Origin of the sequence: Streptomyces lydicamycinicus (assembly GCF_000829715.2) — a bacterium.
Lineage (GTDB): Bacteria > Actinomycetota > Actinomycetes > Streptomycetales > Streptomycetaceae > Streptomyces > Streptomyces lydicamycinicus.
Genome location: NZ_BBNO01000004.1, coordinates 762620 through 788016, shown reverse-complemented (window position 1 = coordinate 788016; position 25397 = coordinate 762620). Strand labels below are relative to the sequence as shown.

At 71.0% G+C, this 25397-nt stretch carries 22 protein-coding genes and 1 tRNA gene; 6 read left to right on the top strand and 17 right to left on the bottom strand.

The features are described 5' to 3' along the window. Positions 1-58 precede the first annotated feature (58 nt). The 4 genes from TU31_RS16600 to TU31_RS16585 form a co-directional block, all read right to left on the bottom strand. A tRNA-His gene (locus tag TU31_RS16600) sits at positions 59-134 on the bottom strand. Positions 135-296: 162 nt separating this feature from the next. After that, entirely contained in the window at positions 297-914 is a 618-nt protein-coding gene (orn, locus tag TU31_RS16595) for an oligoribonuclease (RefSeq protein ID WP_042155020.1), read from the bottom strand. 5 nt (positions 915-919) lie between these two features. Then, complete coding sequence (locus TU31_RS16590; RefSeq protein ID WP_042155019.1) at positions 920-2200, bottom strand: GlxA family transcriptional regulator; 1281 nt, start codon at positions 2198-2200, stop codon at positions 920-922. Positions 2201-2549: 349 nt separating this feature from the next. Continuing rightward, positions 2550-2822 carry a hypothetical protein gene (locus TU31_RS16585; RefSeq protein ID WP_078885812.1) on the bottom strand — a complete coding sequence of 91 codons (273 nt, stop codon included), beginning with the start codon at positions 2820-2822 and terminating at the stop codon, positions 2550-2552. Positions 2823-3220: 398 nt separating this feature from the next. Between TU31_RS16585 and TU31_RS16580 the strand changes: the two genes are divergently transcribed. Then, positions 3221-3742: a universal stress protein gene (locus TU31_RS16580; RefSeq protein ID WP_018093093.1), complete on the top strand. Its 522-nt coding sequence runs from the start codon at positions 3221-3223 to the stop codon at positions 3740-3742. A gap of 480 nt (positions 3743-4222) precedes the next feature. Here TU31_RS16580 and glmS read toward each other — a convergent pair whose 3' ends face one another. Together glmS and TU31_RS16570 are read right to left on the bottom strand one after the other, a co-directional pair. Next, positions 4223-6052, bottom strand: a complete 1830-nt coding sequence (gene glmS, locus TU31_RS16575; RefSeq protein WP_042155014.1) for a glutamine--fructose-6-phosphate transaminase (isomerizing) — start codon at positions 6050-6052, stop codon at positions 4223-4225. Positions 6053-6118: 66 nt separating this feature from the next. Then, on the bottom strand, positions 6119-6409 hold the full coding sequence (locus TU31_RS16570) for a hypothetical protein (protein WP_042155011.1): 291 nt from the start codon (positions 6407-6409) through the stop codon (positions 6119-6121). Positions 6410-6598: 189 nt separating this feature from the next. On the opposite strand from TU31_RS16570, the gene TU31_RS16565 reads away from it, so the two are divergent. Continuing rightward, entirely contained in the window at positions 6599-8203 is a 1605-nt protein-coding gene (locus tag TU31_RS16565; RefSeq protein WP_042155009.1) for a beta-N-acetylhexosaminidase, read from the top strand. 49 nt (positions 8204-8252) lie between these two features. Here the strand turns inward: TU31_RS16565 and TU31_RS16560 are convergent, their stop codons facing one another. The 7 genes from TU31_RS16560 to TU31_RS16530 form a co-directional block, all read right to left on the bottom strand. Next, positions 8253-9128 (bottom strand): geranyl diphosphate 2-C-methyltransferase, encoded by an 876-nt coding sequence (locus TU31_RS16560; RefSeq protein ID WP_042155007.1) that lies wholly within the window; start codon positions 9126-9128, stop codon positions 8253-8255. A gap of 32 nt (positions 9129-9160) precedes the next feature. Further along, entirely contained in the window at positions 9161-10222 is a 1062-nt protein-coding gene (locus TU31_RS16555) for a family 2 encapsulin nanocompartment cargo protein terpene cyclase (protein ID WP_042155559.1), read from the bottom strand. Between the two features lie 19 nt (positions 10223-10241). Then, entirely contained in the window at positions 10242-11684 is a 1443-nt protein-coding gene (locus TU31_RS16550; protein ID WP_042155005.1) for a family 2B encapsulin nanocompartment shell protein, read from the bottom strand. Positions 11685-12114: 430 nt separating this feature from the next. Next, entirely contained in the window at positions 12115-13272 is a 1158-nt protein-coding gene (locus TU31_RS16545; protein WP_181018614.1) for an acyl-CoA dehydrogenase family protein, read from the bottom strand. Positions 13273-13277: 5 nt separating this feature from the next. Then, positions 13278-14219: a hydroxymethylglutaryl-CoA lyase gene (locus TU31_RS16540; RefSeq protein ID WP_042155003.1), complete on the bottom strand. Its 942-nt coding sequence runs from the start codon at positions 14217-14219 to the stop codon at positions 13278-13280. Next, positions 14219-16222, bottom strand: coding sequence for an acetyl-CoA carboxylase biotin carboxylase subunit (locus TU31_RS16535; protein WP_042155001.1), 2004 nt, complete (start codon positions 16220-16222; stop codon positions 14219-14221). Before TU31_RS16535 ends, TU31_RS16540 begins: the two co-directional genes overlap by 1 nt. 17 nt (positions 16223-16239) lie before the next feature. Continuing rightward, entirely contained in the window at positions 16240-17871 is a 1632-nt protein-coding gene (locus TU31_RS16530; RefSeq protein WP_042155000.1) for a carboxyl transferase domain-containing protein, read from the bottom strand. A 134-nt stretch (positions 17872-18005) separates the two neighbouring features. Between TU31_RS16530 and TU31_RS16525 the strand changes: the two genes are divergently transcribed. The 3 genes from TU31_RS16525 (at position 18006) to TU31_RS16515 (ending at position 20845) form a co-directional block, all read left to right on the top strand. Beyond that, entirely contained in the window at positions 18006-18647 is a 642-nt protein-coding gene (locus TU31_RS16525) for an SACE_7040 family transcriptional regulator (protein ID WP_042154998.1), read from the top strand. 129 nt (positions 18648-18776) lie between these two features. Continuing rightward, positions 18777-19934, top strand: coding sequence for an acyl-CoA dehydrogenase family protein (locus TU31_RS16520; RefSeq protein ID WP_042154996.1), 1158 nt, complete (start codon positions 18777-18779; stop codon positions 19932-19934). A 20-nt stretch (positions 19935-19954) separates the two neighbouring features. After that, complete coding sequence (locus TU31_RS16515; RefSeq protein WP_042154994.1) at positions 19955-20845, top strand: acyl-CoA thioesterase; 891 nt, start codon at positions 19955-19957, stop codon at positions 20843-20845. 130 nt (positions 20846-20975) lie between these two features. On the opposite strand, the gene TU31_RS16510 is transcribed toward TU31_RS16515, so the two are convergent. The 3 genes from TU31_RS16510 to TU31_RS16500 form a co-directional block, all read right to left on the bottom strand. Next, positions 20976-21506 (bottom strand): DedA family protein, encoded by a 531-nt coding sequence (locus TU31_RS16510; RefSeq protein WP_042154993.1) that lies wholly within the window; start codon positions 21504-21506, stop codon positions 20976-20978. Further along, positions 21503-22231 carry a class I SAM-dependent methyltransferase gene (locus tag TU31_RS16505; RefSeq protein ID WP_181018613.1) on the bottom strand — a complete coding sequence of 243 codons (729 nt, stop codon included), beginning with the start codon at positions 22229-22231 and terminating at the stop codon, positions 21503-21505. Before TU31_RS16505 ends, TU31_RS16510 begins: the two co-directional genes overlap by 4 nt. Before the next feature lie 196 nt (positions 22232-22427). Beyond that, positions 22428-23225 carry a phosphatase gene (locus TU31_RS16500; protein ID WP_042154991.1) on the bottom strand — a complete coding sequence of 266 codons (798 nt, stop codon included), beginning with the start codon at positions 23223-23225 and terminating at the stop codon, positions 22428-22430. Between the two features lie 257 nt (positions 23226-23482). Between TU31_RS16500 and speB the strand changes: the two genes are divergently transcribed. Beyond that, positions 23483-24469, top strand: coding sequence for an agmatinase (gene speB, locus TU31_RS16495; RefSeq protein WP_042154989.1), 987 nt, complete (start codon positions 23483-23485; stop codon positions 24467-24469). A 130-nt stretch (positions 24470-24599) separates the two neighbouring features. On the opposite strand, the gene TU31_RS16490 is transcribed toward speB, so the two are convergent. Beyond that, positions 24600-25391, bottom strand: coding sequence for an SDR family NAD(P)-dependent oxidoreductase (locus TU31_RS16490; RefSeq protein WP_107070691.1), 792 nt, complete (start codon positions 25389-25391; stop codon positions 24600-24602). Positions 25392-25397 lie beyond the last annotated feature (6 nt).

Below are 25397 nucleotides of genomic sequence, written 5' to 3'. Positions count from 1 at the left end.
GGCCGGCCGGACGCCGGCAAACGCCAAGGCCCCCGACCTGAGGTCGGGGGCCTTGAAGTGGGGTGAGTAACGGGACTTGAACCCGCGACATCCTGGACCACAACCAGGTGCTCTACCAGCTGAGCTATACCCACCATGACCGGTGCTGTGTGGTTCTTTTTCCCCACCGGCTGAGAAAAAGTGTACAGGGTCCGGAGGGGTGCTCGCGCCCAGGTTTCGCGTCCCGGGCCCGAGGGCGTGTCGTGCGGGTCACGGTGGCCCCGTGAGCACCCGCACGACACGCGCCCTGTGGCTTGCTACGGCGTGGACTGCGGCTCAGCAGGAAGGACGTGCTTGGCGGCGATGGCCTTCGCGGTGTCCGAGTCGGGACCGGGCTGCGGCACGAAGACCGCCTCCCGGTAGTAGCGCAGTTCCGCGATGGATTCACGGATGTCCGCCAGCGCCCGGTGGTTGCCGTTTTTGTCCGGACTGTTGAAGTAGGCCCGCGGGAACCAGCGCCGGGCCAGTTCCTTCACGGACGAGACATCGACGATCCGGTAGTGGAGGTAGCTCTCCAGCGTCGGCATGTCGCGCAGCAGGAAGCCACGGTCGGTGCCGACGGAATTGCCGCACAGCGGCGCCTTCCCCGGCTCCGGCACATGCTGCTTGATGTACGCAAGCACCTGCGCCTCCGCCGCCTCCAGCGTCGTACCGCCGTCGAGCTCCTCCAGCAGCCCGGAGGCGGTGTGCATCTGGCGCACCACCTCCGGCATGGTGCCGAGCGCCTCGGCCGGAGGGCGGATCACCACATCCACCCCGTCGCCCAGCACATTCAGCTCCGAGTCGGTGACCAGGGCGGCCACCTCGATGAGCGCGTCATTCGCCAGCGAGAGTCCGGTCATCTCGCAGTCGATCCACACCATGCGATCGTTCATACATCTCACCCTACGGGGCGCTCCCGCTGTCCGGGCAGCACGGGGCGGCCCGGACCCCGGCCGACCGGGGATTCCGGCAGCCGGGAGGCGTAGGCGTCCGACTGCGGTTTGCCCGCTTCGGCCGCTTCCGCGGTCGCCAGCCCGTGGCCGGCCAGCGCGGCGGCGGCGTACCGCTCCCCGCTGCCCGCGCCGAGCATCGCCCGCTCGCGCTCCGGCCGCTCCGCACGCTCCGGTCTGAGCGCTGGCTCGGGCCCCCCGTTCTGCGGCCGGCGCGCGCGGTAGGCCGCACGGTAGGCCGCGGGCGAGGCGCCCAGCTGTCGCCGGAAGTGGCCGCGCAGGGCGACCGGCGAGCGGAAGCCGCAGCGTCCGGCGACCTCGTCCACCGAATAGTCGGAGGTCTCCAGCAGCCGCTGGGCCTGGAGCACCCGCTGGGTGATCAGCCACTGGAGCGGAGCGCTGCCGGTCAGCGAGCGGAAGCGCCGGTCGAAGGTGCGCCGGCTCATGTACGCACGCGCGGCCAGCGTCTCCACGTCGAACTGCTCGTGGAGATGCTCCAGCGCCCAGGCGACGACCTCGGCGAGCGGGTCGGCGCCGATCTCTTCAGGTAATGACCTGTCCAGGTAGCGCTGGTGCCCCATGTCGGACGCGGTCCGGCGGGGCGGCACGACGAGCCGGCGGGCCAGCGCGTTCGCGGCGTCCGCGCCGTGGTCGGTGCGCACGATGTGCAGACACAGGTCGATACCGGCCGCCGTTCCCGCGGACGTGAGCACATCGCCGTCGTCGACGAAGAGCTCGCGGGGGTCCACATGGACGGACGGGTAACGCTTGGCGAGCGTCGGTGCGTACATCCAGTGGGTGGTGGCCGGGCGGCCGTCGAGCAGTCCGGCCGCGGCGAGGACGAACGCCCCCGTGCACAGCCCGACGATTCTGGCCCCTTCTTCATGCGCGCGGCGCAGCGCGTCGAGCGCGGCGGGCGGCGGGGCCTGGGTGATGGATCGCCAGGCCGGTACGACGACCGTCCCGGCACGGGAGATCGCCTCCAGCCCGTAGGGGGCGGAAAGTTCGAGCCCCCCGGTCGTGCGCAAAGGCGCATCTTCGCCCGCGCACACAAGCAGCCGGTACCGCGGAACGCCTGCGTCCTGTCGGTCGATGCCGAAGACCGAGAGCGGAATGGAGCTCTCGAAAATGGGGCCGCCGCTGAAGAGGAGCACCGCGACTATTTCGCGGCGTCGTCGGGCGGCGAGCTTGCGTGCGGCATCTGGTACGGCAGCGGAGTCCTGGCTCATGGCACTTAAGCCCCCCTCGGTCGTCTCGCCCTCTCGGTCCTGCACAGTTCCCCCGCCATTGCTACCAAGATCGAATCTACTGTGTTCCGTGAGGATGGAGTGCCAAGTTCACCACCCGCTGGTATGTCGATATGGCAACTTGGCGCGAAGCATTCGATCACGAAGCGTTCCACTCGTCGGGCCTACATGGGAAGTACGCGTCTCGGCTCTGCCCGTTCGCAGTAGGGCACAACCATGCCCAGCGGTCCTTTCCTCCCTGCTCACACCAGGGTTGAGGGGGGTCACGGGCAAGGTGTGGACCTCGGCCGGAAGTTGGCTGAAAACGGTCGCGCGCAGACTTGCAGACGCCTCAATCGACCGGCGTACGCCCTTCGGAGTGCCGGCCGCCCCCGTGCGCCGTCGTCCCTGAACGTCCGCTTCTGTCCCGGTGTCGTCCGACCTCGCGCACACGGACCCGGGCCGCGGTCCGTTCGGAATGCCGCAACAGTGCGCGACAGGCGCAGGTCACCGCGGCCAGACCGGCGGCGGCACCGGCCGCGCCGGCCCAGGAGGCGCCGCTGAAGATCAGGACGAGGGGCACCAGGGCACAGCTGAACGCGCCCCAGCGCACCACATCGCTCACTGGGTCGGGTGATCTGTCGGACGGCAACGGCACCGCGCACTCCCCTCGGACGGGCTGCTACTACAACGCGGCCGACGATCATGGGTCACCGCGAGGGGTACGTACGGGGGCAGGCCGGGGCATTGCCATCCGCGCCACGCTCCGGCATGCTCCGGGGAACGTTCGAGGCCCCACCCACCTCGCGCGGGCGCCCCGCGTCCGTGGCGGGCTCTGGGCAGCGGGGGAGTGGCGCCGTACTCTTGGGGTATCGGGTTGGGAAGATGATTCCCAGTCGTATCGTTCCTCTTTGAACTATGGCTCCCGCACTTCGGGCGAGTCAGCTCAGTCAACTGCCGGATCAAGTCAATCGCCGTTCCCCGTTCGCCCCTCCGCAAGAGGACGTCCTCGCCGAGACACCAATGGCCGGTCACGAAATCCCCGAACCCGCGGACCGCAAGCAGGTCGCCGATCCCATGGCGGACCTCGAAGCGGCGGAAAAGACGCGCCACTCCTGCGACCCCGCGTTCCGGCACGGCGTCGTGGTCGGCTTCGACGGCTCCATGTCGAGCGAACGAGCATTGGCGTATGCAATCGGTATGGCCCGGCGCCTCGGCTCCGGCTTGATCATCGTCCATGTGGCCAACCGGCTGCCGACGACCGTCTGGGCGGGCTGTGAGCCCCCCGTCTTCGTGGACGTACCGGATCACCGCACCGAAGTGCTCGGCCTGGAGCTGGCCTGTGCGGATCACCTCACCGAGGTGCCCTGGATCCTCGTCGAGCGCGGCGGGGACATCTGCCATGAGCTGGAGGAGGTCGGCCGGGAGTACGAGGCCGACGCCATCGTGGTCGGCTCCACGCACGGCATCGTCGGCCGGATCTTCGGCTCGGTGGCCGGCCGGCTGGCCCGCCGGGCACAGCGCCCGGTGATCGTGATTCCCTGACGCACCCTCGGGACGGCCCGCCCCTCGGAGGGCGCTCAACTCGCCGTGCCGCACCGCCTCTTCAGGCGATCTTCCTCCCCGTCATGCACACAGGTGCGGGGGCGTCATGAGGATTGTGCGCAGCCGCACTTCCGCTGACGCGGCCAGGTGCACCGGGCGTCCGCGAGGGGTAGAAAACCGTCACGTGGGCGCGCCGCGTCACGGGCCCGGCGGCCGCGCGCACGGCAACTTCGTGCTGCCGGCCGGGAGGTGACGGCTCCCGGGGCGGCGGCATCCCGCCGGCGTATGGGCGACGCCGGCAAAGGGGAGGCGGCGGCTCCGCGCGCTGGTGGCACGCGCGGAGCCCCGGCCTTTGCGCCTAAGCCGGCGCCGCTTTCGCGGAGGTGGTTGAGCGCCGTGGGGGTGCCTCAATTCTCGCTTCGGTGGTCCTGGGGTGGACCACCTTCACGGTCACCGGCTCGGTGAGGCGGTCGGGGTGGGTTACTCCACCGTGACGGACTTGGCCAGGTTGCGCGGCTTGTCGATGTCGCGGCCGAGGGCCAATGCCGTGTGGTAGGCGAGCAGTTGCAGCGGGATGCCCATGAGGATCGGGTCCAGCTCGGGCTCGTTCTTCGGGACGACGATGGTGTGGTCGGCCTTCTCCTGCTCCTGGTGGGCGACGGCCAGGATGCGGCCGCTGCGGGCCTTGATCTCCTCCAGCGCGGCGCGGTTCTTCTCCAGCAGGTCGTCGTCGGGGACGATCGCGACGGTCGGCATCGCGGGCTCGATGAGGGCCAGCGGGCCGTGCTTCAGCTCCGACGCCGGGTAGGCCTCGGCGTGGATGTAGGAGACCTCCTTGAGCTTCAGAGAGGCCTCACGGGCCACGGGGTAGCCGCGCACCCGGCCGATGAACATCATCGACTTGGCGTCCGCGTAGGCGGCCGACAGCTTCTTGATGTCTTCCTCGCCCTTGAGGATCTCGTCGATCTGCGCGGGCAGCTTGCGCAGGCCCTCGATGATCCGCTTGCCGTCCGCGACCGACAGGTCACGGATCCGGCCCAGGTGCAGGGCGAGCAGCGCGAAGGACACCACCATGTTGGTGAAGCACTTGGTGGAGACCACGCAGACCTCGGGGCCGGCGTGCACGTAGATGCCGCCGTCGGTCTCCCGGGCGATCGCCGAGCCGACCACGTTCACCAGGCCCAGGACCCGGGCGCCCTTGCGCTTGAGTTCCTGGACGGCCGCCAGCACGTCGTAGGTCTCACCGGACTGGGAGACCGCCACGTACAGCGTGTCGGGGTCCACGACCGGGTTGCGGTAGCGGAACTCGGAGGCCGGCTCGGCGTCCGAGGGGATACGGGCCAGCTCCTCGATCATCTGCGCGCCGATCTGGCCCGCGTGGTACGAGGTGCCGCAGCCCAGGATCTTCACCCGGCGCACCCCGCGCGCCTCGCGGGCGTCGAGGTTCAGGCCGCCCAGGTGCACGGTGGAGAAGCGGTCGTCGATCCGGCCGCGCAGCGCGCGGTCCACCGCGTCCGCCTGCTCGGAGATCTCCTTGTGCATGTAGGTGTCGTGGCCGCCCAGGTCGTACGACTCGGCCGCGTACTCGACGGTCTCCGGAGCGGACGTGGTCCGCGAGCCCTCGGTGGTGTACGTGCGGTAGTCGTCGGCCTTGAGCGTGGCCATCTCGCCGTCGTCGAGGGTGACGACCTGGCGGGTGTGCGAGACCAGCGCGGCGACGTCGGAGGAGACGAACATCTCGTGCTCGCCGATGCCGAGGACGACCGGGGAGCCGTTGCGGGCCACCACGATGCGGTCGGGGAAGTCGGCGTGCAGGACGGCGATGCCGTAGGTGCCCTCGATGTGCCGCAGCGCCTCGCGGACCCGCTCCTCCAGCTTCTCGGCCGTGGACCGGCCGATGAGGTGGGCCAGGACCTCGGTGTCGGTCTCGGAGGCGAAGACGACGCCCTCGGCGGTCAGCCGGGCGCGCAGGTCGGCGGCGTTGTCGATGATGCCGTTGTGGACGACCGCGACCTTGCCCTCGGTGTCCCGGTGCGGGTGGGCGTTCTCGTCGGTCGGCGCGCCGTGGGTGGCCCAGCGGGTGTGCGCGATGCCGGTGGAGCCCGCGAAGCGCTTGGGCAGCCGGGACTCCAGCTCGCGGACCCGGCCCTTGGCCTTGGCGGTCTTCAGGCCGCCCGCGGCCTTGCCGGTGCCCTTGGCGTGGATGGCGATACCCGCGGAGTCGTAGCCTCGGTACTCCAGGCGCTGAAGGCCTTCGAGGAGCAGCGGGGCGACATCACGTTTGCCGATGTATCCAACGATCCCGCACATACAGTGACCCTCCCAGAAAAGCGTTGTGGCGATGGTGCGTGCTGCCCGGCGTCCCGGGCGTGGTCGTCAGCCGTAGACGATGCGGCGCAGCTGGCGGGACGAGAGATCGGGCGGGGCCACGGCGCGGTGCGGCATCTCGTGGCGGATCCGTTCGAAGATCGCCTCGTTGCGCAGTCCCTGGGACTGGAGCTCCCGATGGCGACGGCGGACGAATTCCTCCGTGGTCTCGTCGAAGTACGCCAGCACGTCCAGCACCACCCGGGCGGCCTCCCCGCGCTGAAGCGGTGAGCTGCGCACCAGGTGGTCCACCAGGTCTTCGTGCGGCGCTTCAGCGCTGCGGTGACGGCGTTCGAGCACCCGTAGATACTGCGGGGCGGCGCGAGGAATCGCAAGAAATCTGCCCGCTATCGGGCACGTCCCCGATTTGGGGGCCGGAAAGTGGTCTGAACCTTGACCGGAATCGAGGCTCACGGTACGCATGGTCACCGTTCGGTCGCTCCATGCCATGCACCATGCCATGCACGAGGTTCGCCGAAGGGACCGTCGATGAGACGACGCAGACTGCTGTTCTCGCTGCTGCTGGTCGCGGCGGCGGGGCTGGGGACCGCCGCCGTACCGCCGCAGGGCGCCGCCGAGGCCGCTCCCCGGGCCGCGATCCCACTGGACCGGGTGATCCCCGCGCCCGCGTCCGTACGCGACGGCGGGGACGCGTACACCCTCGGTGACCGCACCCGGATCCGGGTGCCCGGCGGCTCCGGCGAGGCCAAGCGGATCGCCGGCTATCTGGCGGGGCTGCTGCGGCCCGCCACCGGCCTCGCCCTCCCCGTCACGACCAAGGACGGCCGGGACGGCATCGTCCTGCGGCTCGGCGGCAGCGGCACCGGCGGGCTGGGCGCCGAGGGCTACCGGCTGACCTCCGACGGCCGTGCGGTCACCGTCAGGGCCGCCCGTCCGGCCGGCCTCTTCCATGGCGTGCAGACCCTGCGCCAGCTGCTGCCCGCCGAGGCTGAGGGGCAGCGCGCCGCGCGCGGGCCCTGGCGGATCGCCGGGGGCACCATCGCCGACTCCCCGCGCTACGGCTACCGGGGCGCGATGCTCGATGTCTCCCGGCACTTCTTCACCGTGGCGCAGGTCAAGCGGTACATCGACCAGCTCGCCATGTACAAGATCAACCGGCTGCATCTGCACCTCTCCGACGACCAGGGCTGGCGGATCGCCATCAAGTCCTGGCCACGGCTGGCGACCTACGGCGGCTCCACCCAGGTCGGCGGCGGCCGCGGCGGCTACTACACCAAGGACGACTACCGCGAGATCGTCCGCTACGCCGCGGCCCGCTATCTGACCGTCGTCCCCGAGATCGACATGCCGGGCCACACCAACGCCGCGCTGGCCTCCTACGCCCCGCTCAACTGCAACGGCCAGGCACCGCCGCTCTACACCGGCACCGAGGTCGGCTTCAGCTCCCTGTGCGTGCCCAAGCAGGAGACCTACGACTTCGTGGACGACGTCATCCGCGAACTCGCGGCCCTGACACCCGGCCGCTACCTCCACATCGGCGGCGACGAGGCGCACTCCACCAGCCATGCGGACTATGTGGCCTTCATGGACAAGGTGCAGCCGGTGGTGGCCAAGTACGGCAAGACGGTGATCGGCTGGCACCAGCTGACCGGGGCGCACCCGGCCGAGGGCGCCGTCGCGCAGTACTGGGGCTACGACAAGACGGGCGCGGCGGAGCGGCAGCAGGTCGCCGACGCCGCCCGGAACGGCACCCGGCTGATCCTCTCGCCCGCGGACCGCGCCTACCTCGACATGAAGTACGACAAGAGCACGCCGCTGGGCCTGTCCTGGGCCGGCTATGTCGAGGCCCGGCGCTCCTACGACTGGGACCCGGGCCGCTACCTCCAGGGCGCGCCCGCGGACTCCGTCCTCGGAGTGGAGGCGCCCCTGTGGTCCGAGACGCTCTCCACCTCCGCGCACATCGAGTACATGGCCTTCCCGCGGCTGCCCGGCATCGCGGAGCTGGGCTGGTCCCCGGCGAGCACCCATGACTGGGACGACTACAAGGTCCGGCTGGCCGCCCAGGGGCCGCGCTGGGACGCGCTGGGTATCAACTACTACCGCTCGCCGGAAGTGCCCTGGCCGGCGCGGTGAGACGGCCGTGCCGGGCGTCGTCGGACGCCCGGCACGGACCGCGGAGCCGTCAGACCCGGTCGGCGACGATCATCAGGTACTGGAAGCTGCCGTTGCGGTACGCGGTCAGGAAGGTCTCCTCGATCCCCGTGACCAGGTGGTCGGCCTCCCGGCGCAGCTCCCAGTACGGGAGCGCGGCCTGTGTCAGGTCCTCGACGTGCACGGGGACGAGGCGGTTACGGGACATGGCGTGGAAGTACGCCGAGCGCGGGTGGATGTCGCAGATGTAGTGGGCGTTGATGAGGGACACCTCACGGGAGGCGCGCCCGTAGGCGTCGTTGTAGCAGCCGGTGATCACCACATAGCGGCCACCGCGCCGCAGCAGCCGTGCGTGCTCGGCGAACAGCAGGTCCAGCTCGACGTACATGCTCGACTCGTTGTTCCAGGACGCCGCGTACGCGCCGGAGGTGAAGCCGGTGTCGAGCATGTTGCGGTGGTGGTAGCGCACCTTGTCGTCGATACCGCGCTTGCGGGCCTGCGCGTTGGCGAATTCGGCCTGCTTGGCGGAGATCGTGGCGCCGTCGGTGTGGCAGCCGTAGCGCAGATTCGCGACCACGCTGCCGCCGCCGCGGCCGCACCCGGCGTCGAAGACGCGGTCGGTGGGGGAGACATCGCCCAGGTGGGAGGCGAGGAGCTCGGCCTGGGCGTGTTCCAGGCGGTGCAGTTCACCGGTGACCAGTTCCCGGCGCCGGCCGGGGTCCGGCTCGTTCAGCACCGACCGGTCGGCGTCCCCGATGCCGTAGTGATGGTGGTACAGGTCGTCGATCTTGCCGAGTTCGAGGTTGACCGGGTTTTCCTCGGCGTTCCAGTAGTCCGCGACCCGGGACTGGTACGTGGACTGGGTCGGCACCGGTGTGCGGGCGGTGTCGGCGTGAGTGATGGTCAACGGTGGCTCCTTGCTGTGGTGCGCGGATCGGTCTACCAGTAGTGGGGCAGCTGGTAGCGGTCGGTGTTGGTGGCGTGCCACTCGTGGTTGCCGGACACCCAGTCGGCCAGGCTCCGGACATAGCGTTCGAGGAGGGGTGAGGTGGCCGACAGCGGGGCCGACTCCCTCTCGAACGCCGCCATGACCTGGTTATGGATCTCGACGCTCTTCAAGTAGGCGTCCTTCAGGCCGCGTTGGTCGTTGGCGGCCACCACTTGGGGCAGGTTCAGATGGTGCGGGTCACTCGCCAGTTCCCTGGTGAAGGAGTACAGGTCGTTGACGATGGTCGTGGCGTTGCACGCCAGCGCGGTGACCCGCTGGACCTCGGGGCGGGCGTAGAGCGCCTCGGGCAGTTCGTAGCCGTCCACGGCGTCGACGATGGACAGACAGGGACGGAAGTTGTTGAACTGCCGCATGACCAGGTACTCCCAGACCCGCGGCGTATGCCGGGTCTCCGCCCAGGCGGCCTCGGCGAGATAGCCGAGGTGCAGCCGGGCGATGTCATGGACGAACCGGTCGGTCTGGCTGGGGGTGGCGAGCGCCGCGTAGTCCTTCAGCGCCCAGTGGTACGAGCGCAGCGGTCCGTCGGCCTGCACGCCGTGGCGCCACTCCTCCTCCAGCTCGGGGGTGCCGTGCAGCGGGTCGAGGGCCGACTGGGCCATGATCAGCCGGCCGCCCAGGCCACGGTGCGCGCCGCCCTTGCCCTCGTCCTCCTCGCAGTAGCAGTTGTCGACGATGTTCTCGGCCAGCAGCAGCTTGCCCGCGACGGTGAGGCGTTCGAGGTCGGCCGCGCCGGGGTGCTGGAGGACGACCGCCCGGCCGAACTGGAACTCGGTGAAGTCCCCGGTCCACTGCGCGGGGAACAGGTCCAGCGCTCTGGCCCAGGCCTCCAGTCTGCGGTCGATCTCCGCGGCCTTCTCCGGGTCGGCGGGGGCGACGGGCCGGTACCTCAGCCCGGGGACGGCGCCGTCCGGGCGGCGGGTCCGCAGGGTGTGGGCGAGGTTCGGCGGGCCGGGCAGCGACCACGTGGGGGCGGTGTTCGGGGGGGTGCTCATGGTGAGGGACTCCACCTGGTCAGTCGGCGTTCCGGCCGATCTGGACGTTCTCCAGGACTCCGACGGCGTCGGGCACGAGGATGGCCAGCGAGTAGTAGGCGGTGACGAGGTAGCTGATGACGGCGGACGGGTCGATGCCCATGAACCGGACGTTCAGGCCGGGCTGGTACTCCTCGGGGATGCCGGTCTGGTGCAGGCCGACGACTCCCTGGTCCGCCTCGCCGGTACGCAGCGCGAGGATGCTGCTGGTGTGGGTGTCGCTGATCGGGATCTTGCCGCACGGGTAGATCGGGACCCCGCGCCAGGCGGGTACCTCGTGCCCGTCGACGTTCGCCGTGCCCGGCACCAGTCCGCGTTTGTTGCACTGCCGGAAGAAGGCGGCGATCGCCTTCGGGTGGGCCAGGAACAGCCGTGTCTTGCGGCGCATGGACAGCAGCTCGTCCATGTCGTCGGGGGTGGGCGGGCCGGTGTAGGTGCTGATCCGCTGGCCGTAGTCGGCGTTGTGCAGCAGGCCGAACTCCCGGTTGTTGACCATCTCCCACTCCTGGCGCTCGCGGATCTCCTCCACGGTGAGCCGGAGTTGCTGCTGCGTCTGGTCCATGGGGTCGTTGTAGAGATCGGCGACCCGGCTGTGGACCCGCAGCACGGTCTGGGTCAGGGAGAGCTCGTACTCGCGCGGGGAGAGGTCGTAGTCGACGAAGCCGGATGACAGCGTCGGCTCGCCGACGTGCCCCGCCTGCACCGGCACCTCCGCCTCGCCCTTGCGGTTCATGGGGCGCTGCTGCCGCTCCGCGTACGCCGTCAGATGGGCGGCCAGGGACGGCACCCGGTCGGTGAACTCCCGGATCACGTCCCAGGGCAGCACCAGCAGCACGCCCGCCGTCTCGGCCCGGACCGAGCTCAGCCACCGCGGGTCGGGCCGGCCGATCGCCTCGTCCCCCATCTGGTCGCCGTCCGTGACGACGTCGATGACCTCCTCCTCGCCGTATTTGCCGACCGTGTAGCGGGCGAAACGGCCGTGGACGACGAGGTACGCCTCGGTGGCGGGCTGCCCGGCCTCGAAGAGGACCTGGCCGGGCCGGACCTCCCGGACCCGGAAGCGGCCGGCGAGCTCCTTGAGTACCTCGGTGTCGGGGTAGCCGCGCAGGACCGGCAGTTCGGTGAGCGTCTGGGGGATCACTCTGATGTCGTCCGCGCCGTTCTGCTCGAACTGGACCCGGCCCCGGCCGACGCGGAGCGTCAGGCGCCGGTTGACCCGGTAGGCGCCGCCCTTGACGTCCACCCAGGGCAGCGTCTTCAGCAGCCATCGCGAGGTGATGGCCTGCATCTGGGGCTCGGACTTGGTGGTGGTCGCCAGTTGGCGCGCGGCCTGGGTGCTGAGGCTGGTGAGCGCACTGTCTGCGGGTGGTGCGAGAGCGGGCTCTTCGGTGGTGGAACCGGTGACGCCGTCCGGTACGGACACTTTCCCTCCCGGGACATGAACAGACGTGAGCAAAACGGCCGGTGGTCAGCAAAGCGGCCGCGTGCAGGAGCAAGCCAAACAGGAGGGACAGCTGTGCCGGTACGGCGTGAAAGGGGGCGACCTCGCATCCACGAGGCATAAACCTCCGGGTGTTGCAGACGGATCATGGTGGTGCGCCCGCACGCCCTTCCGCCGCCGCATGCTCCGGACGCACCGGGGTACAGGCGCGGCCGCGCACCGCGGCGGACGGGCGCCGGGCGGACGAGCGGGCGGACGGGAGCAGCGCCGGCGGGCGCGGGGGCGGACGGGGGCGGGCGGACGGGCCGGGGCGGACCGGCGCCACAAGCGCAAAAAAGGCGGCGGCCCGGTCGCCTGATGCGACCGGACCGCCCACCACTCACTTCACCCGGGCCATGCCCCGGGCGACGCCCTAGACGACGCCCAACTCCCGGGCGATCAGCATCCGCTGGACCTCGCTGGTGCCCTCGCCGATCTCCAGGATCTTGGCGTCCCGCCACATCCGGGCGACCGGGTACTCGTTCATGAAGCCGTAGCCGCCGTGGATCTGGGTGGCCTCGCGGGCGTTGTCCACCGCGATCTCGGACGAGTAGAGCTTGGCGAGTGCGGCCTCCTTCTTGAAGGGCTCGCCGTGCACCAGCCGGGACGCGGCATCGCGCCAGGCCAGCCGGGAGGTGTGGGCGCGCATCTCCATGTCGGCGAGCTTGAACTGGATCGCCTGGTTGCTGCCGATGGCGCGGCCGAAGGCGTGCCGCTCCTTGGCGTAGCGCACCGACTCGTCCACACAGCCCTGCGCCAGGCCGGTGGCCAGCGCCGCGATGGCGATCCGGCCCTCGTCGAGGATCCGCAGGAACTGGGCGTAGCCGCGGCCCTCCTCGCCCAGCAGGTTGGCGGCCGGGACCCGCACATCGGAGAACGACAGCTCGCGGGTGTCCGAGGCGCTCCAGCCGACCTTGGAGTACGGGGCGCCGACCGTGAAGCCCGGGGTGCCGGAGGGCACGATGATCGAGGAGATCAGCGGGCTGCCGTCGTCCTTGCGGCCGGTGACGGCGGTGACCGTGACCAGACCGGTGATGTCCGTACCGGAGTTGGTGATGAAGCACTTGCTGCCGTTGATCACCCAGTCCCCGCCGTCGCGCACCGCGGTCGTCCGCGTCGCGCCGGCGTCCGAGCCGCCGTCCGGCTCGGTGAGGCCGAAGGCGCCGAGCATCTCACCGCTGCACAGCTTGGGCAGCCACTCCCGCTTCTGCTCCTCCGTGCCGAAGTGGTAGACCGGCATGGCGCCCAGGGAGACGCCCGCCTCCAGGGTGATGGCCACCGAGGAGTCGACCCGGGCCAGCTCCTCCAGGGCGATGCCGAGCGCGAGGTAGTCGCCGCCCATCCCGCCGTACTCCTCGGGGAAGGGCAGCCCGAACAGGCCCATCCGGCCCATTTCCTGCACGATCTCGTACGGGAACGCATGCTGCTCGTAGTACTCGCCGATCTTCGGGGCGACGACGTCGTGTGCGAACGCCTCGACCGTGCGCCGGAGTTCTTCCAGCTCGTCGGGCAGGCGGTGGTCCAGGGACATGAGGGTCACTCCTTGTGGGAGAGGGCACGGAGGGTACGCGAGGGGCTCGGCCGGCCCAGGGCCTCGGCCATCCACACGCTGGTGGCGGTCAGACGGTCCAGGTCGACCCCGGTCTCGATACCGAGGCCGTGCAGCATCCACACGAGGTCTTCGGTGGCGAGGTTTCCGGTGGCGCTCTTGGCATACGGGCAGCCGCCGAGGCCGCCCGCCGAGGCGTCGATGGTGGTGATGCCGTGCTGGAGCGCGGCGAAGGTGTTGGCGAGGGCCTGCCCGTAGGTGTCGTGGAAGTGCACGCCGATACGGGAGGTGGGCACCCCGGCCTCGTTGAGGGCGGCCAGCAGGGTCTGCACATGACCGGGGGTGGCCACCCCGATGGTGTCGCCCAGGCTCAGTTCGTCGCAGCCCAGGTCGAGCAGTGCCCGGCAGACCCGGACGGTCTGCGCGACGGGCACCGGGCCCTCCCAGGGGTCGCCGAAGCACATCGAGAGATAGCCGCGCACCTCCACCCCGGCGTCCTTGGCCCGCGTGATCACCGGCGCGAACATCGCCAGCGCCTCGTCGACCGTCCGGTTGAGGTTGGCCTTGGCGAACGACTCGGTGGCGCTGCCGAACACCGCGATCCGGCGGGCCCCCAGCGCCAGCGCCCGGTCCAGCCCGCGCTCGTTGGGGACCAGCACCGGCAGCCGCTGCGGATCGAGATCGCCCAGCAGCGGGAACAGCTGCTCGGCGTCGGCGAGTTGGGGCACCCACTTGGGGTGGACGAAGCTGGTGGCCTCGACGGTCGGCAGGCCCGCGGCGGCGAGCCGGTGGATGAACTCCGCCTTGACCTCCGTGGGCACCACCGTCCGCTCGTTCTGCAGCCCGTCGCGCGCGCCGACCTCATGGATCCGTACGCGGGTGGGCAGTCCCTCCGAGCGGATCTCCATCGGCAGTCCGGCTGCGGTCATCAGGCGCTCTCCTGCCCGCCCCCGGGGGCGCTCGCGGCGGCCTCGTCGGGGCTCTCGTGCGGGGCGACCACGGCCAGGATCTGGTCCATGGCGACGGTCGAGCCCGCGGTGACGTCGAGTTCGGTGACGGTGCCGGCGTGCGGTGCGGAGATGACGTGCTCCATCTTCATCGCCTCCACCACCAGCAGGCCCTGGCCCGCGGCCACTTCGTCGCCGACGGCGACCTTGACGACGGTGACGGTGCCGGGCATCGGGGCGGCCAGGGTGTCCGCGCCGTGTGCCCCGGCGGCACCGCGCAGCGCCGCGGCCACCGGGTCGTGGGTGGTCACCTGCCAGGAGTCGCCGTCCCGGCCGAGCCAGTCGCCGCTGTGGTGGAAGGTGTGCAGCACCCCGTCGACGGTGACCCGTACCCGGCCCGGCTCCAGCTGTCCGGCCGGGGCCGTGGGCCGTACGTCGTGCGGCACCGGGTCGTGTCCCGGGACCCGCAGCCAGTGGCGGACCGGCGCGGGCTCGCCGCCGAGCCGGAAGCCGTTCGGGGCCGAGAACGGGTCGCGCCAGCCGCCGTCGGCCACTGCCGGTTCCAGGGCGGCCTGCCGTACCGCCGCGGCCGCCGCGTACACCTCGTCCGGCACCGCGCCGTCGACCAGACCGGCCGCCTCCCGCTCCACCAGGCCGGTGTCCAGCTCGCCGGAGACCACGTCAGGGTGGGCCAGCAGCCGCCGCAGGAAACCGGCGTTGGTGGTGACGCCGAGGGTGACGGTCTCGGCCAGCGCGGCCCGGAGCCGGCGCAGTGCGCTCGCCCGGTCCGGACCGTGGGCGATCACCTTGGACAGCATCGGGTCGTAGCGGCTGCCGACCTCCCCGCCCTCCGAGAGCCCGGAGTCGGTGCGCACTCCGCCGCCCTGCGGCTCGTGGAGCGCGAGGACCGTGCCGCCGGTCGGCAGGAAGTCGCGGGCCGGGTCCTCGGCGCAGATCCGGGCCTCGATGGCGTGCCCGGTGAGGGTGATGTCCTCCTGGGCGTACGGGAGCGGTTCGCCGGCCGCGACCCGCAGCTGCCACTCCACCAGGTCGATACCGGTGACCATCTCGGTGACCGGGTGCTCGACCTGGAGGCGGGTGTTCATCTCCATGAAGTAGTAGGAGGCCGGGTCCTTGCCCGGGACGATGAACTCCACGGTGCCGGCGCCCCGGTAGCCGCAGGAGCGGGCCGCCTGCACGGCCGCCTCGCCCATCGCGGCGCGGGTGGCCTCGTCCAGCAGGACCGAGGGGGCCTCCTCGATGACCTTCTGGTGGCGGCGCTGGAGGGAGCACTCGCGCTCGCCGAGATGGATGACATTGCCGTGGCCGTCCGCCAGCACCTGGATCTCGATGTGCCGGGGCCGGTCGATCCAGCGCTCGACGAGCAGGGTGTCATCGCCGAAGGAGGAGCGGGCCTCCCGGCGGGCGGAAGCGATCTCGTCGGCCAGCAGCGCTTCCTCGCGGACCAGCCGCATGCCCTTGCCGCCGCCGCCCGCGGACGGCTTGAGCAGCACCGGCATGCCGATCTCGCGTGCCGCGGCGGCCAGTTGACCGTCGTCCAGCCCGCTGCCCGAGGAGCCGGGCACGACCGGGACCCCGGCCTCCCGCACCGTCTCCTTGGCGCGGATCTTGTCGCCCATCAGCTCGATGGCCTCGGCGGACGGGCCGATGAAGACCAGCCCGGCCGCCGCCACGGCACGGGCGAAGCCGGCGTTCTCGGCGAGGAAGCCATAGCCCGGGTGGATCGCCTGGGCGCCGGTCCGGGCGGCCGCGTCCAGCAGCCGTTCCACGGACAGATAGCTCTCGGCGGCCGGGGCCGGACCGATCCGTACGGCGGTGTCGGCCTCGCGGACATGGCGGGCACCGGCGTCCGCGTCGCTGTAAACGGCGACCGAGCGGATGCCGAGGGCGCGCAGCGTACGGATGACACGGACCGCGATCTCGCCGCGGTTGGCGATGAGCACGGTGTCGAAGTTGGTGACCATTGCTGGGGACATCCCTCTCACATCCGGAAGACGCCGTAGCCGGGCGCGGTGCTGTCCTTCTGGGGGAGCGGCGCGTTGGCACAGGCCGTCAGCGCCAGCCCCAGCACCTGCCGGGTCTCCAGCGGGTCGATCACACCGTCGTCCCACAGCCGCGCGGTCGCGTAGTAGGCGTTGCCCTGGGTCTCGTACTGCTCGCGGACCGGCGCCTTGAAGGCGGCCTCGTCCTCGGCGCTCCACTCCTCGCCGTGCGCCTCCAGCTGGTCCCGCTTGACGGTCGCGAGGACGGAGGCGGCCTGTTCGCCGCCCATCACCGAGATCTTGGCGTTCGGCCACATCCACAGGAAGCGCGGCGAATAGGCGCGTCCGCACATGGAGTAGTTGCCCGCCCCGTAGGAGCCGCCGATGACGACCGTCAGCTTGGGCACGCGGGTGCAGGCCACCGCCGTCACCATCTTCGCGCCGTGCTTGGCGATCCCGCCGGCCTCGTACGAACGCCCCACCATGAAGCCGGAGATGTTCTGGAGGAACAGCAGCGGGATACCGCGCTGGTCGCACAGCTCGATGAAGTGGGCGCCCTTCTGGGCGGATTCGGAGAACAGGATGCCGTTGTTGGCGACGATGCCGACCGGGTGGCCGTGGATATGGGCGAAGCCGGTGACCAGCGTCGTCCCGTACTCCGCCTTGAACTCCGCGAAGCGCGAGCCGTCCACCAGCCGGGCGATCACCTCCCGGACGTCATAGGGCGTACGGGAGTCCGCGGGCACCGCCCCGTACAGACCGGCCGGGTCGGCCTTGGGCTCCTCGACGGTCCGCACGGTCCACGGGAGCGGCGCGCGCTCGCCGAGGGTTCCGACGATGGTGCGCACCAGGCGCAGCGCATGGGCGTCGTCCTCGGCGAGATGGTCGGTGACGCCCGAGGTCTTGGCGTGCACCTCGCCGCCGCCCAGCTCCTCGGCGGTGACCACCTCGCCCGTGGCGGCCTTCACCAGCGGCGGCCCGCCCAGGAAGATCGTGCCCTGGTTGCGGACGATCACGGCCTCGTCGCTCATGGCGGGGACGTAGGCGCCACCGGCCGTGCAGGATCCGAGGACGGCGGCGATCTGCGGGATTCCGGCGCCCGACATCCGCGCCTGGTTGTAGAAGATCCGCCCGAAGTGCTCCCGGTCGGGGAAGACCTCGTCCTGCATCGGCAGGAAGGCCCCGCCGGAGTCCACCAGGTAAAGACAGGGGAGACGGTTCTCCAGGGCGATCTCCTGCGCCCGCAGATGCTTCTTGACCGTCATCGGGTAGTACGTGCCGCCCTTGACCGTGGCGTCATTGGCGACGATCACCGTCTCGCGGCCGGAGACCCGGCCGATGCCGGCGATCACGCCCGCGGCCGGTGCGGCCCCGCCGTACATCCCGTCCGCGGCCAGCGGCGCCAGCTCCAGGAACGGCGAGCCCGGGTCCAGCAGGGCGTCCACCCGGTCGCGGGGCAGCAGTTTGCCGCGGGCGGTGTGCCGCGCCCTGGCCTTCTCGCCGCCGCCCAGCCGGGCCGCCGCGAGCTTCTCGCGCAGCTGTGCGGCCAGCTCGCGGTGCGCGGCCTCATTGGCCCGCCAGGAGTCGGACGCCGGATCGGCGGTACTCCCCAGCACCGGTGCCTGCTCCATCAGTACGAGCCCCCTTGCTCGATCACCTGCCCCGGTGCCGCGGTCCGCGGCGTCCGGGCCATCCGGGTTAATGGGCGTTAACCTCATTGCCTTCAGGTTAACGAGCACTAACCCGGCTGTCTACAATCGACGGCATGAGTAATGCGCAGTCCGCCGCCCCGACCAGCCGCCGCGAGCAGATCCTCAAGGAGGCCGCCCGGCTCTTCGCGGAGCGTGGCTTCCACGGTGTCGGCGTGGACGAGATAGGGGCGGCCGTGGGCATCTCCGGTCCGGGCCTCTACCGGCACTTCGCCGGCAAGGACGCGATGCTCGCCGAGCTGCTGGTCGGGATCAGCGAGCGGCTGCTCGCGGGCGGCCGGATGCGGGTCGCGGAGGGCGGCGGCAGCCCCGAGGCGGTGCTGGACGCGCTGATCGACGGCCATATCGACTTCGCGCTGGACGACCGGCCGCTGATCACCCTGCACGACCGGGAGCTGGACCGACTGCGGGAGGCCGACCGCAAGCGGGTCCGCCAGCTCCAGCGGCAGTATGTGGAGCTCTGGGTGGAGGTCGTCCGCCGGGTCCACCCGGGCCCCTCCGAGTCCCGGGCCCGCGCCGCGGTGCACGCCGTCTTCGGTCTGCTCAACTCCACCCCGCACCTCGGCCGGCCGGGCGCGCTCCCGGGCCGTACGGAGATGGCGGAGCTGCTGCACCGGCTGGCGCTGGGTGCCTTCGGCGCGGTGGCGGGGGAGCCGGAGGCCGGGGAGCCGGTGGCGGCGTCGGTGCCGGGCGCCTAGGGGCGGGCCCACCGGCTCGCACGGATTTTCGTTGACCTCTGGACAGCCTAGGTAACTGGCCGGTAGCTTTCGCTGAGCAAGCGCTTAGCCATGCGCTTGGACCGGCGACCTGGAGGAGGCGACGTAGCAATGCGCCGTACGGTGTTCAACGAGGATCACGAGGCGTTCCGCGAGACCATACGCGCCTTCATCGAGGCCGAGGTCGTGCCCGTGCACGACGAGTGGCTCGCCGCCGGCCAGGCCCCGCGCGACTTCTACTACAAGCTCGGTGAGCTGGGCGTCTTCGGCATCCGCGTCCCCGAGGAGTTCGGCGGCGCCGGCATCGACTCGCACAAGTTCGAGGCCGTGATGTACGAGGAGACCTCCCGCGCGGGCGTCTCCTTCGGCGGCTCCGGCGTGCACGTCCTGCTCGGCCTCCCGTACATCCAGATGCTCGCCACCGACGAGCAGAAGAAGCGCTTCCTGCCGAAGTTCGTCAGCGGCGAGGAGATGTGGGCGCTGGCGATGACCGAGCCGGGCACCGGCTCCGACCTCGCCGGCATGAAGTCCACCGCGAAGCTGTCGGAGGACGGCACGCACTACGTCCTCAACGGCGCCAAGACCTTCATCACCGGCGGGGTGCACGCCGACCGCGTCATCGTCTGCGCCCGCACCGCGGCCCCCCGCGAGGACGACCGCCGCTTCGGTATCTCGCTCTTCGCCGTGGACGCCAAGTCCGCGGGCTACTCCGTCGGCCGCAAGCTGGACAAGCTCGGCCTGAAGATCTCCGACACCGCCGAGCTGGCCTTCGTCGACGTCAAGGTCCCGGTCGAGGACCTGCTCGGCGAGGAGAACAAGGGCTTCGCCTACCTGGGCCTGAACCTCGCCTCCGAGCGCTGGGGCATCGCCTTCGGCGCGTACGCCCAGGCCAAGGCCGCCGTCCGGTTCGCCAAGGAGTACGTGCAGGAGCGCACGATCTTCGGCAAGACGGTCGCCTCCTTCCAGAACACCAAGTTCGAACTGGCCGCCTGCCAGGCCGAGGTGGACGCCGCCGAGGCCGTCGCCGACCGCGCGCTCGAAGCGCTGGACGCCGGCGAGCTGACCCCGGCCGAGGCCGCCTCCGCCAAGCTGTTCTGCACCGAGGTCGCCCACCGCGTCATCGACCGCTGCCTCCAGCTGCACGGCGGCTACGGCTTCATGAACGAGTACCCGATCGCCCGCCTCTACGCCGACAACCGCGTCAACCGCATCTACGGCGGCACCAGCGAGGTCATGAAGTCCATCATCGCCAAGTCCATGGGCCTCTAGGCCGTAAGGGCACCGCGCACGTGAACGACGCACTCCGGTCCCTGCTCGATCTGCTCGCACTGGAGCGGATCGAGCAGGACATCTTCCGGGGCGAGAGCCGTGCCTCGGTCGTACCCCGGGTCTTCGGCGGCCAGGTCGCCGCCCAGGCCCTGGTCGCGGCCGGGCGCACGGTCCCCGCCGACCGGCCGCCGCACTCCCTGCACGCGTACTTCCTGCGCCCGGGAGACCCCGGCGCGCCCATCGTCTACACCGTCGACCGCATCCGCGACGGCCGGTCCTTCACCACCCGCCGGGTCGTCGCCGTCCAGCACGGCCAGCCGATCTTCCACCTCTCCGCCTCCTTCCAGACGGCCGAGGAAGGGCTGGAGCACCAGGAGCCGATGCCGCCGGCACCGGACCCGCTGGAGCTGCCCACCGCCGCCGAGATGCTGCCCCGGCACGCCGAACGCTTCCTCGCCCCCGAGGTCGCCGACCGCCTGCTGGAGGCCCGCGCCGCGATCGACCTGCGCTACGTCGACGAGCCGCCCTACGTCACCGTCGGCGAGCCCCGCGAACCCCGCTCCCAGGTCTGGTTCCGCACCCACGGCAAGCTCGACGACGACGGCGTCATCCCCCGCCCCCTGCTGGACATCTGCCTGGTCACCTACGTCTCCGACATGACCCTGCTGGACTCGATCCTGCTCGCCCACGGCCGTGGCGGCTGGGCGGTCGGCGACGTCGTCGGCGCCAGCCTGGACCACGCGATGTGGTTCCACCGCCCCCTGCGCGCCGACGAATGGCTCCTGTACGACCAGGAGTCCCCGACCGCGCAAAGCGGCCGCGGCCTCGGCAAGGGCCGCATCTTCACGGCGGAGGGGCAGCTGGCGGTGTCGGTGATTCAGGAGGGCGTGATCCGGGTGCCGCGCGATTAGACCGCGCACCCCCAGGTCGGCCGGTGGGCCGGGCTCCCCGAATTCCGTGGCTCGGGGATACCGGGCCACCGGCTTTTGCCGCGCTTCGTGGGGCGGTTGCCGGGAGGGGGGCGGGGTGTGCTCCGACCGGCTACGGGCCTCCGATCGCGGAGACGTGCTGGAGGGAGAAGGCCGCTGTGTAGCCCGCGCCGCTTTCCACGCTCGCCCACGCGACCGAGGCCAGGGCGCTGTACGGGGCGATATGACGGTACGGCAGGCCGGCGACGCCGGCCATGTGCGGGGCAAGGGTCCGCATCACGGGCACGAAGCGAAAGAGCAGAAGGGTTTGGCCGGCGCGCTTGTTCATGAGGGTTTCGGCTCGCTGCCACGCCGAGGCGGGAATGCGGCGGCCGAGCTTCCCGGTACGCAGGCGCCTGCCCAGCAGGTGACCGGTTCGATGGCCAAGAGCGTCCCCGATCATGACGGCGCCGGCGGCGCATGCGATGACCCAGAACAGGTTCATACTGCCGGCACGGGCCAAGGCTCCCGCGGTGAGCATGAGAGCGAGAGTGGGGACGACGGCGCCCACCAGCAAAACGGATTCCGCGATGATTGCCGTGGCCAGCACCGTGTAGCCGACGGCAGGGGGAATCTGGCCGAGCAGACCGGTGAGGGTGTTCATCGCGACAGGTGTGGCTGGACAGCCGACCCGCCGGAGACGTTGACCGCATCGATCGGTCTGCGCAGTTGCCACACCTGCGCGGGTGGCAGATTTCCCCACACGGTCCAGCAGCCGATCGCGTACTGCTGGTGATATCGGTTCAGTAGGCCTTTGACTTCGCGTTGACGGCGGGCCTCCGGGCGGGACGTCAGAAAGGCGCGGACCCAGCGACTGCCGCAATAGGAAAAGTAGGTGAGAGTGCCCCCGGGGCGGAGCAGGTCCAGGTAGCGATCCATGATCTCCTCGACCTGCCGTGGGGAGAGGTTGGAGAACGGCAGGCCGGAGACGATCACGTCATAGCGGCGATCGGTGCTGAGCTGTTCGACAAACATGTTGTGGACGCGCACTCGTTCCTGCTTTTCCAGCAGGTTCGGGTGGCTGCGCACCAGTCGACGCAGATGTGCGGCAAATTGGTCGTTGGCTTCTACGATGTCCAGTCGGCTTCCCCGGGGTATCCGGGAAAGCAGGACTCGGGTGACCGAGCCGGTACCCGCGCCCACTTCCAGGACGTTCGCACTCCGCGGCGCTCGTTCCAGCAACGGGTCGGTCAGCAGCTTGGCGAGCGACGTGCCGCTGGGGGCGATGGAACCGACCGTGCGATGGTTCCGTATCGATTCAACCAGGAAGGTCCATCCCTCGGTTGAACGCTGAGTCCGGGCGCGAATGTGGGTAGTGCTCTCATTCATCAGCGGCTGCCGTGCAGGACATGGGGACTCCGGAAAAGGGGGGCGGAGGATTCGATGCCCCATCCTCGAATGCACGGCTCAGCCCCGTCCTCCCCCACAGGGCCCCAAAGACGGACTGTCCTGAAGTGCCACCACCGCCCCCGGCGTCATCCTCTGGACGGACCGCCGCCCTCCCTGGGACCTAGGTGATTCCCCCTCAGACCAGCCCCGCCGCATCCAACAGATACGCGGTCAGCGGGTCGTAATGCCGCGGGCTGAGGACATGGTCGTCCAGGGGGATCGTGACCTGGAGGGTGCCCTCGGACTCGGCGAGGAAGAGGGCCGGGTCGTTGCAGTCGGCGAAGCCCACGGCGTCGATGCCGCGCTGGCCCGCGCAGCCGGCCCAGCCGTGGTCGGCCATCACCAGGTCCGGCAGCGGGCGTCCCGCCTGCTCCAGGCCATTCAGGATCGCGGCCATCGGCTCGGGGGAATGGGTGTGCCAGAGCGTCGCACCGCGCTCCAGCATCGCCACGTCGCCGAACTGGAAGACCATGCCGTCGTCCGCCCGCAGGCCGTCGGGGATGACGACGATCTCGCAGCCCGCCGCGCGCAGTGCCTCGGCGGTCGCCCGGTGCACATCGAGCAGCCCGCCCGGGTGGCCGGTCGCGAACAGCACCCGGTGCTGCCCGGCGGCCGCCTTGCGCAGCACCGCGGCGGTGCGGTCCAGCGCGTCGACCGTCAGCTCCGGGTCGATGGTGTCCTGCCCCTGCCGGTGGTGCGGGTCGTCGACGACGCCGCAGCGCTCCGCCATCACGGCCAGTACGTCCTGCTCGTCCGTCCACCGGTCGCCGAACTCCAGGCCGAACCAGTAGTGGCGGTCGCCGTTGGCGAGCCTGCGGTAGTGGGAGAGGTTGTTCTCGCGGGGGGTGGCGACCTCACCGGCGATCCGGGTCCGGACGAGATGATCGACGAGTTCGGCGCGCGAGGGGGCAGTGGCTGCGGAGGCTATCGGCATAGCGCCCATTGTGCCCGTACACCTGTTCCGGGGCGGGGGAGTTCCGCAGCCCGGACACCGGGGTGCGGATGCCGGAGTGGCGGCACCGCCCTGCGGACAGGGGGGTGGCGTCCTGCACACAGGGTGGCGGCGTTCTGCGGAAACCCGGAATGCCTGGTCACCGCCCCAGCGGCCCTGGACAAAATGTCGAACCGTCCCGGGCCCGGTTACGCACATGTCCATGGGCCCGGCGGCCGGCGCTCCCTAACCTCACGGTCATGACCACCGCAGCCAGCGCATCCAACGGCCCCGTGGGCCCCGTCGACTCCTCCCGCGTCCCGCGCTATGCCGGGCCCGCGACCTTCGCCCGCCTGCCCCGCCTCGACGAGGTCGGCGGCCGGGCCGATGTGGCCGTGGTCGGTGTCCCCTTCGACACCGGCGTCTCCTACCGCCCCGGGGCCCGCTTCGGCGGCAACGCCATCCGTGAGGCGTCCCGGCTGCTGCGTCCGTACAACCCGGCCCAGGACGCGTCGCCGTTCGCGCTCGCGCAGGTCGCCGACGCCGGTGACATCGCCGCCAACCCCTTCAACATCAACGAGGCCGTGGAGACGGTCGAGGCCGCGGCCGACGACCTGCTCGCCGGCGGCGCCCGGATGATGACGCTCGGCGGCGACCACACCATCGCGCTGCCCCTCCTCCGCTCCGTCGCCAAGAAGCACGGCCCGGTCGCGCTGCTGCACTTCGACGCGCACCTGGACACCTGGGACACGTACTTCGGCGCCGAATACACCCACGGCACCCCGTTCCGCCGCGCCGTCGAGGAAGGCATCCTCGACACCTCCGCGCTCTCCCACGTCGGCACCCGCGGCCCGCTCTACGGCAAGAAGGACCTCGACGACGACGAGAAGATGGGCTTCGGCATCGTCACCTCGGCGGATGTCATGCGCCGCGGCGTCGACGAGGTCGCCGACCAGCTGCGTCAGCGCATCGGTGACCGTCCGCTGTACATCTCCATCGACATCGACGTGCTGGACCCGGCCCACGCCCCGGGCACCGGCACGCCGGAGGCGGGCGGCATGACCTCCCGCGAGCTCCTGGAGATCCTGCGCGGGCTCGCGTCCTGCAACCTGGTCTCGGCGGACGTCGTCGAGGTCGCGCCCGCGTACGACCACGCGGAGATCACCGCCGTCGCCGCCTCGCACACCGCGTACGAGCTGACGACGATCATGTCGCGGCAGATCGCGGCCTCCCGACAGGGCGAGTAGAGGAGGCGGGCGCGGCAGGGGCGGCGGCGTCCCGCGCGGGTGGAGCCCGGCGGGACAGCTCCCGTACTTCCGTACGGAGCTGCCCCGCTCCCGCCCTGGGGCCGGTGTCCTGCACGGCCCCCGTTCCGGCTCAGGCCCGCATGCCGCCGTCGACCCGGAGGACCGTGCCGGTGACGTACGAGGAGCGATCGCTGAGGAGCCAGGCGGCGGCCTGCGCGATCTCGTCCGGATCGGCGGCGCGGCCCAGCGGGGTCCGGGCGTTGAGCTGCTCGATCGTGCCGGGGGACGCCGCATCCCAGTCGTACAGCATCTCGGTGAGCGTGGTGCCGGGCGCGATGGCGTTGACGCGGATCCCCTCCGGGCCGTACGTGGCGGCCGCCGACGCGGTGAGGCTGTTGACCGCCCGCTTCGCCGCGCCGTACGCGGGCAGCGCGGGATTGGCCATCAGGCTGCCGACGCTGGAGGTGTTGACGAGGGCTCCACGCCGCGCGGTGGCACGGATGGCGGCGATCTCGGCGGTCATGGCCAGCCACGGGCCCTTGAGGTTGACCGCGCAGACATGGTCGAAGTCGGTCTCCGACAGCTCATCCATCGGGCCGGGCGGCTGGCCCGTCGCGCCGTTGTTGAAGGCCACGTCCAGCCGGCCGTACAGCTCCACGGACCGGTTGACGGCGGCCCGGACGCCGGCCGGGTCGGTCAGGTCGCACACCACGTAGTCCGCGGTACCGCCGGCCGCCCGGATTTCCTCGGTCACCGCCTTGAGCTGCGACTCCGTGCGGGCCGTGAGGAGTACCCGGGCGCCCTCCCGGGCGAAGAGCCGCGCTGCTGCCGCGCCGATGCCGCGACCGGCACCGGTGATGAAGGCGACCTTGCCGGCGAGCAGGCCGGAGGCCGTGGTGGACATGATCGGTGTCTGGTTCATGACGAC

Excerpts from the sequence above, each read along its gene's own strand:
- speB (WP_042154989.1), top strand. The coding sequence starts at position 23,483 with ATGACCACCGCAGCCAGCGCATCCAACGGCCCCGTGGGCCCCGTCGAC.
- orn (WP_042155020.1), bottom strand. The coding sequence starts at position 914 with ATGAACGATCGCATGGTGTGGATCGACTGCGAGATGACCGGACTCTCG.
- TU31_RS16520 (WP_042154996.1), top strand. The coding sequence starts at position 18,777 with ATGCGCCGTACGGTGTTCAACGAGGATCACGAGGCGTTCCGCGAGACC.
- TU31_RS16525 (WP_042154998.1), top strand. The coding sequence starts at position 18,006 with ATGAGTAATGCGCAGTCCGCCGCCCCGACCAGCCGCCGCGAGCAGATC.
- TU31_RS16535 (WP_042155001.1), bottom strand. The coding sequence starts at position 16,222 with ATGGTCACCAACTTCGACACCGTGCTCATCGCCAACCGCGGCGAGATC.
- TU31_RS16590 (WP_042155019.1), bottom strand. The coding sequence starts at position 2,200 with ATGAGCCAGGACTCCGCTGCCGTACCAGATGCCGCACGCAAGCTCGCC.
- glmS (WP_042155014.1), bottom strand. The coding sequence starts at position 6,052 with ATGTGCGGGATCGTTGGATACATCGGCAAACGTGATGTCGCCCCGCTG.
- TU31_RS16545 (WP_181018614.1), bottom strand. The coding sequence starts at position 13,272 with ATGTCCCTGGACCACCGCCTGCCCGACGAGCTGGAAGAACTCCGGCGC.
- TU31_RS16530 (WP_042155000.1), bottom strand. The coding sequence starts at position 17,871 with ATGGAGCAGGCACCGGTGCTGGGGAGTACCGCCGATCCGGCGTCCGAC.
- TU31_RS16580 (WP_018093093.1), top strand. The coding sequence starts at position 3,221 with ATGGCCGGTCACGAAATCCCCGAACCCGCGGACCGCAAGCAGGTCGCC.
- TU31_RS16555 (WP_042155559.1), bottom strand. The coding sequence starts at position 10,222 with ATGAGCACCCCCCCGAACACCGCCCCCACGTGGTCGCTGCCCGGCCCG.
- TU31_RS16510 (WP_042154993.1), bottom strand. The coding sequence starts at position 21,506 with ATGAACACCCTCACCGGTCTGCTCGGCCAGATTCCCCCTGCCGTCGGC.
- TU31_RS16500 (WP_042154991.1), bottom strand. The coding sequence starts at position 23,225 with ATGCCGATAGCCTCCGCAGCCACTGCCCCCTCGCGCGCCGAACTCGTC.
- TU31_RS16505 (WP_181018613.1), bottom strand. The coding sequence starts at position 22,231 with ATGAATGAGAGCACTACCCACATTCGCGCCCGGACTCAGCGTTCAACC.
- TU31_RS16540 (WP_042155003.1), bottom strand. The coding sequence starts at position 14,219 with ATGACCGCAGCCGGACTGCCGATGGAGATCCGCTCGGAGGGACTGCCC.
- TU31_RS16565 (WP_042155009.1), top strand. The coding sequence starts at position 6,599 with ATGAGACGACGCAGACTGCTGTTCTCGCTGCTGCTGGTCGCGGCGGCG.
- TU31_RS16490 (WP_107070691.1), bottom strand. The coding sequence starts at position 25,391 with ATGAACCAGACACCGATCATGTCCACCACGGCCTCCGGCCTGCTCGCC.